We start from the raw sequence: 14,582 nt of genomic DNA, 5'->3' as shown, positions 1-14,582 counted from the left end.
TCATCGTGTCTCTCCGTAACTAACTGCTAGAGCTGATCGGGGCGGGCCTCGCCCATGGCCAGGCGGACCAGTTCGTCCGTACTCATCGAGTCCACGGCGCTCGTGCCGTCGCCGTCCGCGCCGTCCGCGCCGTCCGGAGCGGCCGCGCCGTCCGGCGGGGCGGTGTCCGGGGAGAGCCCGGTGACCAGCCGGTCCGCCAGCGCGTCGGGGCTCGGGTGGTCGAAGACGAGGGTGGGAGGCAGTCTGACGCCGGTCACCGAACTGAGCCGGTTGCGCAGTTCGAGGGCGGTCAGCGAGTCGAAACCCATGTCCTGGAAGCGGCGGCCGGCCGGCACCCGGTCCTGGGTGACGTGTCCGAGGACGCCGGCGACCTCGGCGCGCACGGCTTCGAGGATGATGTGCCGCCGCTCCAAGGGAGGTGCCTGGGACAGCCGGTCACGCAGTTCGGTAGCCGGGTCGGCGGCCTGCCGCGCGGGGTGCGCGCGTGTGGCGGCGGCCGGAGCCAGCGCCCGCAGCACGGGGGGCGCCGTGCCGGGGTCGACGGCACGCAGGTCGAAACGGCCCGGTGCCAGGACCGGCGCGCCGTCGGCGACCGCGGCGTCGAACAGGTCGAGCCCTTCCTCGGCGGTGAGGGTGCCGATGCCGGCCCGTGCGAGCCGGAGCAGATCGGTCTCCCCGAGCCCGCCGGTCATCTCCCCCTCGCCCGCCCACAGCCCCCAGGCCAGCGACACGGCGGGCAGTCCCGCGGTGCGCCGCTCCAGTGCCAGGGCGTCGAGGTAGGTGTTCGCCGCCGCGTAGGCGCCCTGTCCGGCGGTGCCGAGCATGCCCGCGAGGGAGGAGAACAGTACGAACGCACGCAGGTCCTGATGACGCGTCAGCTCATGGAGATGACGGGCAGCCGCCGCCTTCGGCGCCATGACCCGGTCGAGATGTCCGGGGGTGAGGCCCGCGACGACGGTGTCCTCAAGGACGCCGGCCGCGTGCAGCACCGCGGTCAGCGGACGGTCGTCGGGCACGGCGGCCAGGACGGCGGCCAGCGCCGAGCGGTCGGCGGCGTCGCAGGCCGCCACCCGCACCGAGGCTCCGCGAGCCCGGAGACCGGACACGAACTCCGCGGCGCCCGGAGTGGCCGGGCCCCGCCGGCCGGTGAGCAGCAACCGCCGTACCCCGTGACGCTCCACGAGATGCGTGGCGAGCAACCGGCCCAGGGTGCCCAGGCCCCCGGTGATCATGACATGACTGTCCTCGTCGAACGGCACCGCACCGGTCCGGTCCGCGCCGGAGGCGGTCGCCGGGCCGCCGTGCAGCCGCAGCAGCGGCACCCGGGTCACGCCCCGGCGTATCGCGCACTGCGCCTCGGCCGAGGCCAGGGCCGCGGCGAGGGCCCGATGGGAGGACGAGTGGCCGTCGGTGTCCACGAGGGCGAGCCGTCCGGGGTGTTCGGACTGCGCGGACCGGATCAGTCCCCAGACCGCGGCGGAGGCCGGGTCGGGCCGGTCGTCGGCGGCGGCAGGTACCGCTTCACGGGTGACCAGGGCCAGCCGGGAGGCGTCGAGCCGCTCGTCGGCGAGCCAGCGCCGGACCAGGTCGAGAGCGGCGTGCGGAGCGGTGGTGTCGACCTCGGCCGTTCCCCCGACTTCGTCCGTTCCCCCGGGCCGCCCGGCTTCGCCGGGTTGGACGGGTTCGCCGGGTGGCGCGAGCGCGCCGGACATCCGGGCGACGATGAGCGCGGGGGGCCGCGCGCCGTCCTCCAGCGAACGCAGCAGGTCGTCCAGCCCGGAGTGGCCGTCGACCCGGGCGCCGGCGGCGCGCAGGGGCACGCGCAGCGCGTCGGCGTCGGGTCCGATCACGGCCCACAGATCGTCCGGTACGGGCGCGTCGAGCTCCCGCTCCGTCCAGTCGAGGGCGAACAGCGCGGCGCCGTCGGAGGGTGTGACCGCACCGCCGGTCAGCTCGCGCAGGACGAGCGCGTCCACGGTGAGGACGGGCACGCCGCCGGCATCGGCGACGAGGAGCCCGTAGGTGTCGCCCGCGCCGCGCCGCAGACGCACCCGCAGCGGACCGCTGCCCGCCGGCCGGTACCGGGCCAGCCCGCTCCACACGAACGGCACCAGCAGTCGGTCCTCCTCTCCGGTGGCGCCGAGGAGGGTGTGCAGCGCCGCGTCCAGGGCGGCCGGGTGCAGCGCGAAACCGTCGCTGTCGGTGGGTGGCGCGACCTCCGCGTACAGATCGGTGTCCTGGCGCCATAGCGCCGTCAGCCCCTGGAAGGCGGGGCCGTAGGCGTAACCGCGGTCGGCGAGCCGGTCGTAGAGACCGTCGAGGGGGACGGCGACGGCGTCCGCGGGCGGCCAGGCGGTCAGGCCGGCCGGCTCCGCGGCCGTGTCGGCCGCGGACGACAGCACGCCGGTGGCGTGCCGGGTCCACTCGGCGCCCGGCGTGTCGGCGGGCCGTGCGTGCAGAGCGAGTTCGCGGCTGCCGTCCTCGGCCGGAGGGCCGACCATGAGCTGCAGCGCGCAGGCCTCGGTGAGCTGCAGCGGCTGCTCCAGGGTCAGTTCGGCCACCCGGCCGCCGCCGGTGCGCAGGGCCGCGTGCAGCGTGAGATCGGCGACGGCCGCACCGGGCAGCCGGGCGGATCCGGCGATCACGTGCTCGGCGAGCCACGGCGAGGCGCGCGGATCGAGCCGCCCGCTGAACAGCGTGCCCGCGCCCCCGGCCAGGTCGACGCCGTCGTCGAGCAGCGGGTGACCGCCACCGGTCCGGACCGCGGCGGTGCCGGCCGGCTCGCTCAGCCAGTGGCGCTCGCGCTGGTAGGGGTACGTGGGCAGCGGCACCGTACGGGCCTCGGGGAAGAAGCCCTGCCAGTCGACGTGGACGCCGCGGACGTGGGCCGTGGCGAGCGCGATGGCCAGAGTCCGGCTCTCGGGGTGGTTGTGGTGGAGGAGGGGGGTGGCGGTGGGTGGGGGTGTGTCGGGGTGGGTGGTGTGTTGGGTGTGGGGGGTGAGGGTGGGGTGGGGTCCGAGTTCGAGGTAGGTGGTGGTGCCGGTGGTGTTGAGGTGGGTGATGGCGTCGTGGAAGCGGACGGTGTGGCGGAGTTGGTTGACCCAGTAGTCGGGGTCGGTGAGTTGTTGGGTGGTGGCGGGTTTGCCGGTGAGGTTGCTGATGATGGGGGTGTGGGGTGGGTGGTAGGTGAGTTGGTGGGCGGTGGTGCGGAATTCTTCGAGGATGGGGTCCATGTGGGGGGAGTGGAAGGCGTGGCTGACGTGGAGTTGTGTGGTGTGTCGGCCTTTGTTTTTGAAGTGTTGGGTGATGGTGTGGGTGGCGTTTTTGTCGCCGGTGATGACGGTGGAGTTGGGGCTGTTGATGGCGGCGATGTCGATGTGGGGTTTGTGGTGGGGGTGTTGGTCGATGGTGGTGCGTATTTCTTGTTCGGTTGCCTGGATGGTGTGCATGGTGCCGCCGGTGGGGGCGGTTTGCATGAGGCGGCCGCGGGTGGTGATGAGGGTGGCGGCGTCGTGGAGGTCGAGGACTCCGGCGATGTGGGCGGCGGTGAGTTCGCCGATGGAGTGGCCCAGGAGGTGGTCGGGGGTGATGCCGTGGTGTTCGAGGAGTCGGTAGAGGGCGACTTCGAGGGCGAAGAGGGCGGGTTGGGTGATGTGGGTCTGGTGGAGGAGTGCGGCTTGTGGGGTTCCTTCGGGGGCGAAGAGGATGTCGCGGAGGTTGTGGCCGATGAGGGGGTCGAGGGTGGTGCAGAGGGTGTCGAGTGCGGTTTTGAAGGCGGGGTGGTGTGCGTAGAGTTCGCGTCCCGCGCCGGGGCGTTGACTGCCCTGACCCGTGAACAGGAACACCGTCTGCGCAGGACCCTCGGCACGTCCCGTCACCACGTTCCTGGCCGGCCGGCCCTGCTCCAGCGCCTCTAGACCGGCGAGGAGTTCGGCACGGTCGGACGCGAGGACCACCGCCCGGTCGGGAAGCGCGGCGCGGGACGTGACCAGGGAGTGACCGACGTCGAGGTGCCGGAGCCCGAGACCGGAGGACTCGGCAGACTTGGCGGTCCCGTTGGCCTCGGCGGTCTCGGCGGACTCGGTGGTGCCGTCGGTCCCGGTGGCGAGCGGTACGAGCTGGGCCGCCTGGGCCCGCAGGGCCCGGGTTCCGCGGGCGGAGACCACCCACGGCAGTGGAAGGGCCGGGACGACCGTGCGGGTGTCGGGCGTCGTGACGGGTGGTTGTTCGAGGATGACGTGGGCGTTGGTGCCGCTGATGCCGAAGGAGGAGATGGCGGCGCGGCGGGGGTGGTGGGTGTCGGGCCAGGGTTGGGTGTGGGTGAGGAGGTTGATGTGTCCGGTTGTCCAGTCGACGTGTGTGGTGGGGGTGTTGATGTGGAGGGTGCGGGGGAGTGTGGCGTGGTGCATGGCCTGGATGATTTTGATGATGCCGCCGGCTCCGGCGGCGGCTTGGGTGTGGCCGATGTTGGATTTGAGGGAGCCGAGGTGGAGGGGGCGGTCGGTGGGGCGGTCGATGCCGTAGGTGGCGAGGAGGGCCTGGGCTTCGATGGGGTCGCCGAGGCGGGTTCCGGTGCCGTGGGCTTCGACGGTGTCGATGTCCTGGGGGGTGAGGTTGGCGTTGTGGAGGGCGTCGCGGATGACGCGTTCCTGGGAGGGGCCGTTGGGTGCGGTGAGGCCGTTGCTGGCGCCGTCCTGGTTGATGGCGGAGCCGCGGATGACGGCGAGGACGGTGTGGTGGTTGCGGTGGGCGTCGGAGAGACGTTCCAGGAGGAGGACTCCGGCGCCCTCGCTCCAGGCGGTGCCGTCGGCGTCGTCGGAGAACGCCTTGCAGCGGCCGTCCGGAGCCAGCCCACGCTGTCGGCTGAACTCCACGAAGGTGCTGGGTGAGGACATCAGGGCGACGCCGCCGGCCAGAGCCAGATCCACCTCGCCGGACCGCAGCGCCTGCGCGGCCAGATGCAGCGCCACCAGCGACGAGGAGCAGGCGGTGTCCACCGAGATGGCGGGGCCCTTCAAGCCGAGCGCGTAGGAGACCCGGCCGGACACCACGCTGGGGGCCGTGTTGACGAACTGGTACGCCTCCACACCGTCCGGGGTCGTCCGCAGCCGTGAGCCGTAGTCGCTGTACATCACGCCGCAGAACACTCCGGTGCGGCTGCCGTGCAGGGCGGTCGGCGCGATGCCCGCGCTCTCGATGGTCTCCCAGCTGGTTTCCAGCAGCAGCCGCTGCTGCGGGTCCATGCCGGCGGCCTCGCGCGGGCTGATGCCGAAGAACTCGGCGTCGAACCGGTCGGCGTCGTACAGGAAACCCCCGTACCGGGTGTACGACTTCCCCGGCCGGTCAGGGTCGGGGTCGTACAGGTCGTCGACCTGCCAGCCACGGTTCTCCGGGAACGGGCCGATGGCGTCGACGCCGTCGGCGACCAGCCGCCACAGATCGTCGGGCGTCCGGACGCCGCCCGGGTATCGGCAGGCCATCCCGACGATCACGATGGGATCGTCCTGTTCCCCGCCGGAGGCGCTCACGCCCGCCGTCGTCCCGGCCGTGGAGACGGCGGGCGCCGTCGCGAGCCGCTCCATCAGATGACCGATGAGCGCCTGCGGGCTGGGATGGTCGAAGACCAGGGTGGTGGGCAGGGTGACACCGGTCAGCGCGCCGAGCCGGTTGCGCAGTTCGAGGCCCGACAGCGAGTCCACGCCGACGTCGCGGAACGCGGCCGTCAGGTCGACGCTCCCGGCGCCCGGCAGCGCGAGCACCGCGGCGACCGTGGTGCGGACCAGGTCGGTCACCGCACGGCGCCGTTCGGCCTCGGGCAGCTGAGCCTGCTGCCGGGCCCAGGAGACGCCACCGTCCTCGGCCGCGGCGCGACGACGGGCCGGGGGCGCCAGGGCGTGCAGCAGCGCGGGCGGCGTGGCGGCGGCGCGCAGTGCCGCCCGGTCCACCACGACGGGCACGAGCAGGGGTTCGTCCGTGGACAGCGCCGCGTCGAACAGACGCAGACCGCGCTCGACGGACAGCGGCCGGATTCCGGCACGGCTCCAGCGGGCGATGTCCGACGCGCCCAGCCGGGCGGCCATACCGCCCGCCGTGGTGTCCCACATGCCCCAGGCCAGCGAGGTGGCGGGCAGACCATGGGCACGGCGGTGCTGTGCGAGCGCGTCGAGGTGGGCGTTGGCCGCCGCGTAGGCACCTTGACCGGGGGTGCCCAGCAACCCGGCGACGGAGGAGAACACCACGAACGCGGCGAGCGGCGCTCCGGCGGTGAGGTCGTGCAACTGCCAGGCGCCGTCCGCCTTGGCGGACAGCACCCGGTCGGTGTCCTCGGCGCCGAGGTTGTCCAGCATGCCGTCGGCGAGGACACCGGCGGTGTGCACCACCGCGGTCAGCGGCCGGTCCCTCGGCACGGCGGCCAGCACCTGGGCGAGCCGGTCACGGTCCGCGGTGTCACAGGCCACGACGGTGGCTTCGGCACCCGACTCGGCCAGCTCGGCGACGAGTTCGGCGGTGCCGGGGGCGTCGGGGCCGCGGCGGCTGATCAGCAGCAGCTGCCGGCAGCCGTGCCGGACGGCCAGATGGCGGGCGATGTGCCGGCCGGTCCCGCCGGTCCCGCCGGTGATCAGGACAGTGCCGTTCGGGTCGAGAGCGGTCGGCCCGTCCGCGGTGGTCCGCCCGCGCGTCAGCCGCGGCGTCACCGTCCGGCCGTCCCGCAGCGCCAGTTCGAGCCCTTCGGCGACGGCGGTGGCCGCGGCCGCGCGCAACCCGTGCGGGACGGTGTCCCGGTCGGGTTGCGGGCCGGGATCCGGATCGACGTCCAGGAGGGCGAAGCGGCCCGGGTGTTCGCTCGACGCGGTGCGCACCAGTCCGCGCACCGCGGCCATCGGCAGGTCGTGGACGTCCTCACCGGGGGCGGCGCTCACCGCACGACGGGTGAGAAGCAGATACCGGGTGGCCTCCAGCCGCTCCTCGGCGAGGCAGCCCTGGATCGTGGCGAGGAACTCCCGGACGGCGGACCGCACTGCCGCCGGATCGCCGGTCCGGCCCGCCGGGGACGCCAGCACCAGCACGTCGGGAACCGGCTCGCCCGCGTCCAGGGCCGCGCCGAGGGCGTGCCCGTCCGTGTACAGGGTGGTGGTGAGGCCGGGGACGGCGGAACCGAGGGCCGCCCACCGCTCGGACCCGGGCGGCCCGTCCGGCGTCGGCACGGGCTGCCACTCCACACGCAGCAGTCCGTCCGGGGAGCCCGCCCGTGCGGCGATCCGGTCGGCGGACACCGGCCGCAGGGTCATGGAGTCGACCGTCAGCACCGGCTGTCCGGCGGGGTCGGTGGCCGTGAGGGCGGGACGGCCGGCCGCGACCTGGGTGAGCTTCACCCGGAGCCGGGTGGCGCCGGAGGCGTGCAGGGTCACCCCGTCGTAGGCGAACGGCAGACGCAGGGTGCCGTCCTCGCCGGGATCGGCGAGCAGCAGGGTGTGCAGCGCGGCGTCGAGGAGCGCGGGATGGATGCCGTACTCGGCGGCCTCCGCGTGCTGCGCCTCGGGCAGTGCCACCTCCGCGTACAGGTCGCCGCCCGACCGCCAGGCGGCCGTCAGCCCTTGGAAGGCGGGGCCGTAGGCGTAACCGCGGTCGGCGAGCCGGTCGTACACCCCCTCGACGGGGAGCGGTCGGGCGTCCGGCGGGAGCCAGCCGTCCTGTCCGGCGGGCACCGACCGGCCGCGCGGGGCCAGCAGGCCGGTGGCGTGCCGGGTCCACTCGTCCTCCGTACGGGCGGAGTGCAGCGAGACCGGGCGGGCGCCGTCCTCGGCCGGCGGGCCGACGGTGATCTGGAGGCGGATTCCGTCCTCGGGCAGCGACAAGGGTTCCTCAAGGACGAGTTCGCGCAGCGTGCCGGTGCCGACCCGGTCGCCCGCGGCGACCGCCAGCTCCACGAGCGCGGCACCGGGCAGCAGCGTCGAACCGGCGATGACGTGCTGGCCGAGCCAGGGGTGGCCGTGCGGCGTGAGACGACCGGTGAGGAGCAGTCCGTCGCCGTCGGCGAGGCTGGTCATGCCGCCGAGATGCGGATGACCGGCGGGCGCGAGCCCCAGACCCGTGGCGTCGCCCGTGGGCACCGGTGTGTCCAGCCAGTAGCGGCGCCGCTGGTACGGGTACGTGGGCAGCACGGTCCGCCGGGCACCGGGGAAGAGCTTCGCGGTGTCCAGCGGCACTCCGCCCAGGGCCAGCCGTGCGAGCGCGGTGCTGAACGTATGTGTCTCGGGGTGGTTGTGGTGGAGGAGGGGGGTGGCGGTGGGTGGGGGTGTGTCGGGGTGGGTGGTGTGTTGGGTGTGGGGGGTGAGGGTGGGGTGGGGTCCGAGTTCGAGGTAGGTGGTGGTGCCGGTGGTGTTGAGGTGGGTGATGGCGTCGTGGAAGCGGACGGTGTGGCGGAGTTGGTTGACCCAGTAGTCGGGGTCGGTGAGTTGTTGGGTGGTGGCGGGTTTGCCGGTGAGGTTGCTGATGATGGGGGTGTGGGGTGGGTGGTAGGTGAGTTGGTGGGCGGTGGTGCGGAATTCTTCGAGGATGGGGTCCATGTGGGGGGAGTGGAAGGCGTGGCTGACGTGGAGTTGTGTGGTGTGTCGGCCTTTGTTTTTGAAGTGTTGGGTGATGGTGTGGGTGGCGTTTTTGTCGCCGGTGATGACGGTGGAGTTGGGGCTGTTGATGGCGGCGATGTCGATGTGGGGTTTGTGGTGGGGGTGTTGGTCGATGGTGGTGCGTATTTCTTGTTCGGTTGCCTGGATGGTGTGCATGGTGCCGCCGGTGGGGGCGGTTTGCATGAGGCGGCCGCGGGTGGTGATGAGGGTGGCGGCGTCGTGGAGGTCGAGGACTCCGGCGATGTGGGCGGCGGTGAGTTCGCCGATGGAGTGGCCCAGGAGGTGGTCGGGGGTGATGCCGTGGTGTTCGAGGAGTCGGTAGAGGGCGACTTCGAGGGCGAAGAGGGCGGGTTGGGTGATGTGGGTCTGGTGGAGGAGTGCGGCTTGTGGGGTTCCTTCGGGGGCGAAGAGGATGTCGCGGAGGTTGTGGCCGATGAGGGGGTCGAGGGTGGTGCAGAGGGTGTCGAGTGCGGTTTTGAAGGCGGGGTGGTGTGCGTAGAGTTCGCGTCCCGCGCCGGGGCGTTGACTGCCCTGACCCGTGAACAGGAACGCGGTGCGACCACCCGGGCGGGACACCACGTCACGGACGACGTTCGCCGACGGCTCGCCCTCGGCCAGCGCGGTCAGAGCCCGTACGTATCCCTCACGGTCCTCGGCCACGACGGCGGCGGCGTGCTTGAACCGTGTGGACCCGGTGGCGAGCGTCAGACCGATGTCTCCCAGGGACAGCTCGGGATGGTCCATGACGTGCTCGCGCAGTCGCACGGCCCGGGAGCGCAGGGCCTCCTCGCTCCGCGCGGACAGCAGCCACGGGCCGGGCACCGCCGGACCGCCGTCCGCGGCGCCCCGCCGATCGTGGGTGCCGACCGGTGGTTGTTCGAGGATGACGTGGGCGTTGGTGCCGCTGATGCCGAAGGAGGAGATGGCGGCGCGGCGGGGGTGGTGGGTGTCGGGCCAGGGCTGGGTGTGGGTGAGGAGGTTGATGTGTCCGGTTGTCCAGTCGACGTGTGTGGTGGGGGTGTTGATGTGGAGGGTGCGGGGGAGTGTGGCGTGGTGCATGGCCTGGATGATTTTGATGATGCCGCCGGCTCCGGCGGCGGCTTGGGTGTGGCCGATGTTGGATTTGAGGGAGCCGAGGTGGAGGGGGCGGTCGGTGGGGCGGTCGATGCCGTAGGTGGCGAGGAGGGCCTGGGCTTCGATGGGGTCGCCGAGGCGGGTGCCGGTGCCGTGAGCTTCGACGGTGTCGATGTCCTGGGGGGTGAGTCGGGCGTTGTGGAGGGCGTCGCGGATGACGCGTTCCTGGGAGGGGCCGTTGGGTGCGGTGAGGCCGTTGCTGGCGCCGTCCTGGTTGATGGCGGAGCCGCGGACGACGGCGAGGACGGTGTGGTGGTTGCGGTGGGCGTCGGAGAGACGTTCCAGGAGGAGGACTCCGGCGCCCTCGCTCCAGGCGGTGCCGTCGGCGTCGTCGGAGAACGCCTTGCAGCGACCGTCCGGAGCCAGCCCGCCCTGCCGGCTGAACTCCACGAACATGCCCGGACTCGACATCACCGTCACGCCGCCGGCCAGAGCCAGATCCACCTCGCCGGACCGCAGCGCCTGCGCCGCCAGATGCAGCGCCACCAGGGATGAGGAGCACGCGGTGTCCACCGTCACGGCCGGACCGCTCAGACCGAGCGTGTAGGACACCCGGCCCGAGAGCACACTCGTGAAGTTTCCCGTGAGCAGATAACCGCCGGAACCGTCGTCCGCCTCGTGCAGACGAGGGCCGTAGTCCTGGCCGATGGCACCGAAGTACACGCCGGTGCGGCTGCCGTGCAGAGCCGCCGTGTCCACCCCGGCCCGTTCGAGGGCCTCCCAGCTGGTCTCCATGACCAGCCGCTGCTGCGGGTCCATCCCCAGGGCCTCGCGCGGACTGATGCCGAAGAACTCGGCGTCGAACCGGTCGGCGTCGTACAGGAAACCCCCGTACCGGGTACTCGACGTGCCCGACCGGTCCGGGGCCTCGTCCAGCAGACTCTCCAGGTCCCATCCGCGGTTGTCGGGGAACTCACCGATGACGTCCCGCTCGTCGAGCACCAGTTGCCACAGCTCCTCCGGCGTGGCCACCCCGCCCGGGAAACGGCACGCCATGGAGACGATCGCCACGGGCTCGTCGGATGCCACGACCGTACGACGCGGCGCCGCACGGTCGGCGGGCCCGGCACCGCTCAACTCACCCTGGAGGAACGCCACCAGCCGCTCCGGAGAGGGATGGTCGAACAGCAGGGTCGCCGGCAGCCGCAGCCCGGTGGCGGCCACCAGACGGTTGCGCACCTCCACGGCGGTCGCCGACTCCAGCCCCAGATCCCGGAACGCCCCGGACGGGTCGCCGGCGCGGAGGTCCTCGCGGCCGAGGACCGCGGCGGTCTCGGAGAGCACCAGCTCCAGCAGGAAGCGGGCGGTCTCCTCCTCACTTTGGTCCAACGTCCGCAGCCCCGCCGGAATGTGCCCGGCTCCGGGCGCCGCCGCCCCGTCGTCGGCGCCCGGCACCTGCGCGGCGCGGCCGAACGGATAGCCGGGCAGGTCGACCGGCGCGGCATCGGCGGGGAACGCCGGGCGCCAGTCCACCGCGGCGCCGGCCGTGTACAACTCGGCCAGTGAAGTGAGGAAGCGGCGCGGACCGTCCTGGTCGCGGCGCAGCGTACTCACCACCGTCGCCGTCGACTCCTCCTCATCCAGCGTCTGTTCGAGCGCCATGGTCAGCACCGGGTGCGGGCTGATCTCGACGAAGGCGTCGTGGTCCGCCAGCGACCGGACCACCTGCTCGAACGCGATGGTGCTGCGGAGATTGCGGTACCAGTAGCCCGCGTCGAGGGCGGTCGTGTCCAGGACCTCGCCCGTGACCGTGGAGTGGAACGGCACGGACCCGGCACGTGGCGCCACAGGTGCCAGGTCGGCGAGCAGTTCTTCGCGCAGCCGCTCGATGTGCGCCGAGTGCGCGGCCACGTCGACCGGGATGCGCCGGGCCCGGACGCCTCGGGCGGTGAACTCCGCCAGCAGTTCGTCGACGACCTCGCGATCGCCCGACAGCACCACCAGCCGCGGTCCGTTGACCGCCGCGAGGGACAGCCGCCCGGGATGACGTTCCAGCAGCGGCCGCACCTCGGCCGACGGCAGCGGAACCGAGATCATCGCGCCGAGGCCGGCGAGCCGGGCCTGTGCCTTGCTCCACAGCGCGACCGTGCGCGCCCCGTCCTCCAGCGACAGGCCGCCCGCGACCACGGCCGCGGCGATCTCCCCGTTGCTGTGCCCGACCACCGCCGAGGGGCGCACGCCGAACGACCGCCACAGGTCGGCGAGCGCCACCAGCACGGCGAACAGCGCGGGCTGCACCACGTCGTCGCGGGTCAGCGGCGGCGCGCCGGGCACGTCGCGCAGTACGTCCTCCAGGGACCAGTCGATGTACGGGGCGAGGGCCCGGGCGCAGTCGTCGATGCGGGCGCGGAACACGTCCGAGCTGTCCAGCAGGTCGCCGGCCATGCCGGCCCACTGCGAGCCCTGGCCGGGAAAGACGAACACGACACGGTCACGGGGCCCGGCCGCACCGCCGATCCGGCCCGGGCTGCGGCGGTCGGCTGCCAGCGCGGCCAGTTCACCGGTGAACTCCTCGCGGGTCCCGGCCAGTACGATCGCCCGGTGCCGGAAGGCGGTGCGGGACACCGCCAGCGCGCGGCCGTACCCCGCGACGATCGGCGCGTCGGCCGCGACGGCGTCCCGGAGTGCGGCGCCGTCCGAAGGCCCGACAGCGTCACGGAGTTCGACAGCGTCCGGAAGCTCCGTGGCGTCCGCGAGTTCGGCGGCCTCGGTGAGGTGGGCGAGCAGCCTGCTCCCCTGGGCGCGCAGCGCCGCGGCGGTGTGCCCGGACAGCACCCAGGGCAGCACGCGGCCACGGAATGCGGCCGGCGTGTCCGTCCGCACCCGCTCCGGCCGTGCCCCGTCGTAGTCGCGGATCCGCTCGACCAGAGCGGCCAGGTCGGCGGCGTCCCCGCCGTCCTCGGTGCCGTGCAGCACCGCACGGACCCGGTCGCCGTCGGCCAGCGCACGGGTCAGTGTCTTGAGCACCAGCACGGCGCCACCCGTGGTGCCCGCCCCGTCGGCCGCCGGCTCGCCACCGGTGAGCGCGCTCTCGCAGTCGCCCGCCCGCAGCCGCGCGCAGGCCCGTCGCACCGCGGCCAGCGCGGGGACGTCGCCCGTCGTGATCGTCTCGCGGGGGCCCCGCAGGCCGAACACCGAGGACACCGTGTCGGCCGCGCCGTCCCGTTCCGCGTCGGCCCGTTCCGCGTCGGCCCGTTCCGCGTCGGCCCGTTCCGCCCCGAGAAACACCCCGGTACCGCCGCCGCGGAGCCCCGCGGGCAGCACTCCGGCCGATTCCAGCGCCTCCCAGCACAGCTCAAGCACCGTCCGCCGCCGCGCGTCCAGCGCCCTGGCCTCCTGCGGCGCGACACCGAAGAAACCGGCGTCGAAACCGTCGGCGGCGGCGATGTCCCCGGTGGTGTCCCCGCCGGGGTCGCCGGACGCACTCGGGAAGCGGTCCGACAGCCCGATGACGGCGATCGGCTCCCGAACGCCCCCGGTATCGCTGCGGCGATTCTCAACAGACACGCGGTCCTCACTTCAGGTCAGCGGCGTTCTATGGGGCTTGAAGGGGGCCGCGCCGCCCGGACCGTGCTGTCCGACCGGTGCGTCAGGCGCGGGCCCCGCGGTCACACCGACAGCAGCTGCCGTTCGGCCGTGCGCAGGGTCTCCGCCGGACGGTTGAACGCGATGCGCACGTACTGGTCCCCGTCGGAGGGGTCGGCGAAGAAGGCGCCGCCCGGGACGACCAGCACCCGGCAGCGGTCGACGAGGTCACGCATGAACTCCTGGCTGTTCCGCCGACCTCCGGTGAGCGGGCCGATGTCCGCGAACAGATAGCAACCGCCCTCCACCGGAGCGAACTTCATGCCCAGCCGGGAGAAGATGTCCTGCGCCAGATCGCGCCGCGCCGACATCTGCGCGGCCACGGCCTCCCGGTCCACCGACGGGATGGCCAGGCCGGCGGCGTGCTGCAACGGGGCGGCGGTGCCCAGCGTGGTCAGCTGATGCACCCGCTGAAGCACCTGGGTGCGCGAGGGGTCGGCACGCAGGAAGCCCAGGCGCCAGCCGCTCACCGCATGGCTCTTGGACAGCGAACCGACCACGATGCTGCGCTCGGCGAGACCGGGGACGTCGGCGACGGAGAGGTGACGCCGGCCGTCGAAGACGTAGGTGCTGTAGACCTCGTCGCTGATGACGGTCACGTTCCAGCGCTCGCACAGTTCGGCCAGTTCGGCCAGTTCGTCATGGGTGAGCACCCGGCCGGTGGGATTGCCGGGGGTGTTCAGGACGACGGCCCGGGTCCTGGCGGTGAAGGCCGCTGCCAGCGTGGCGGAGTCGAAGCGCCATTCCGGCGCCTCCAGCCTGACGAACCGAGGGATTCCGCCCACCAGTTCGATGGCGGCGGCGAACTGATCGAAGCCCGGCGTGAACACGACGACCTCGTCGCCGGGGTCGATGGTCGCCAGCAGTGCCAGGTACAGGGCCTCGGTCGCTCCGGCGGTGACGGTTATCTCGGTGTCGGCGTCGGTGGGAGCACCGAGCATCTCGGCGATGCGCTGTCGCAGCAGCTGTCCGCCGGCCGGATTCTCGTACTGGTTGTGTCCCGCCCGCATGGCACGGGACGCCTCCTCGATCATCGCCGTCGGGGTCTCGGGGTAACCCGGCGTGCCGATCGCCAGATCGATGGCGTCGGTGCTTCGTCCGAGCATGAACACCTCGGCCAGGCCGCTGTTCGGCAGCCGGGCCGCCCGCGCGGAGACGGCGGACCTCGCGGCCGGGTAATGCGTCATTTCCGATCCTCCCGCTGCTGGATCACTGAATGCGGCCGACGCCGCGGAT

The 14,582-nt window shown here is 72.9% G+C and carries 2 protein-coding genes; both read right to left on the bottom strand.

Translation table 11 applies throughout. The annotated features are described in order from the left end of the window. Window positions 1–26 precede the first annotated feature (26 nt). Window positions 27–13,268: a type I polyketide synthase gene (locus J8N05_RS36810; protein ID WP_210890923.1), complete on the bottom strand. Its 13,242-nt coding sequence runs from the start codon at window positions 13,266–13,268 to the stop codon at window positions 27–29. 101 nt (window positions 13,269–13,369) lie between these two features. Next, window positions 13,370–14,533, bottom strand: a complete 1,164-nt coding sequence (locus tag J8N05_RS36805; protein WP_210890921.1) for a pyridoxal phosphate-dependent aminotransferase — start codon at window positions 14,531–14,533, stop codon at window positions 13,370–13,372. Between the last annotated feature and the right edge of the window lie 49 nt (window positions 14,534–14,582).

Source organism: Streptomyces liliiviolaceus (assembly GCF_018070025.1).
GTDB classification, from domain to species: domain Bacteria; phylum Actinomycetota; class Actinomycetes; order Streptomycetales; family Streptomycetaceae; genus Streptomyces; species Streptomyces liliiviolaceus.
The sequence above is the reverse complement of the archived record's forward strand: the minus strand, read 5'-3'. Positions and strand labels throughout refer to the sequence as shown.

What these genes read in the sequence shown, in the direction of transcription:
- J8N05_RS36805 (WP_210890921.1), bottom strand. Translation starts at nt 14,533, where the DNA reads ATGACGCATTACCCGGCCGCGAGGTCCGCCGTCTCCGCGCGGGCGGCC.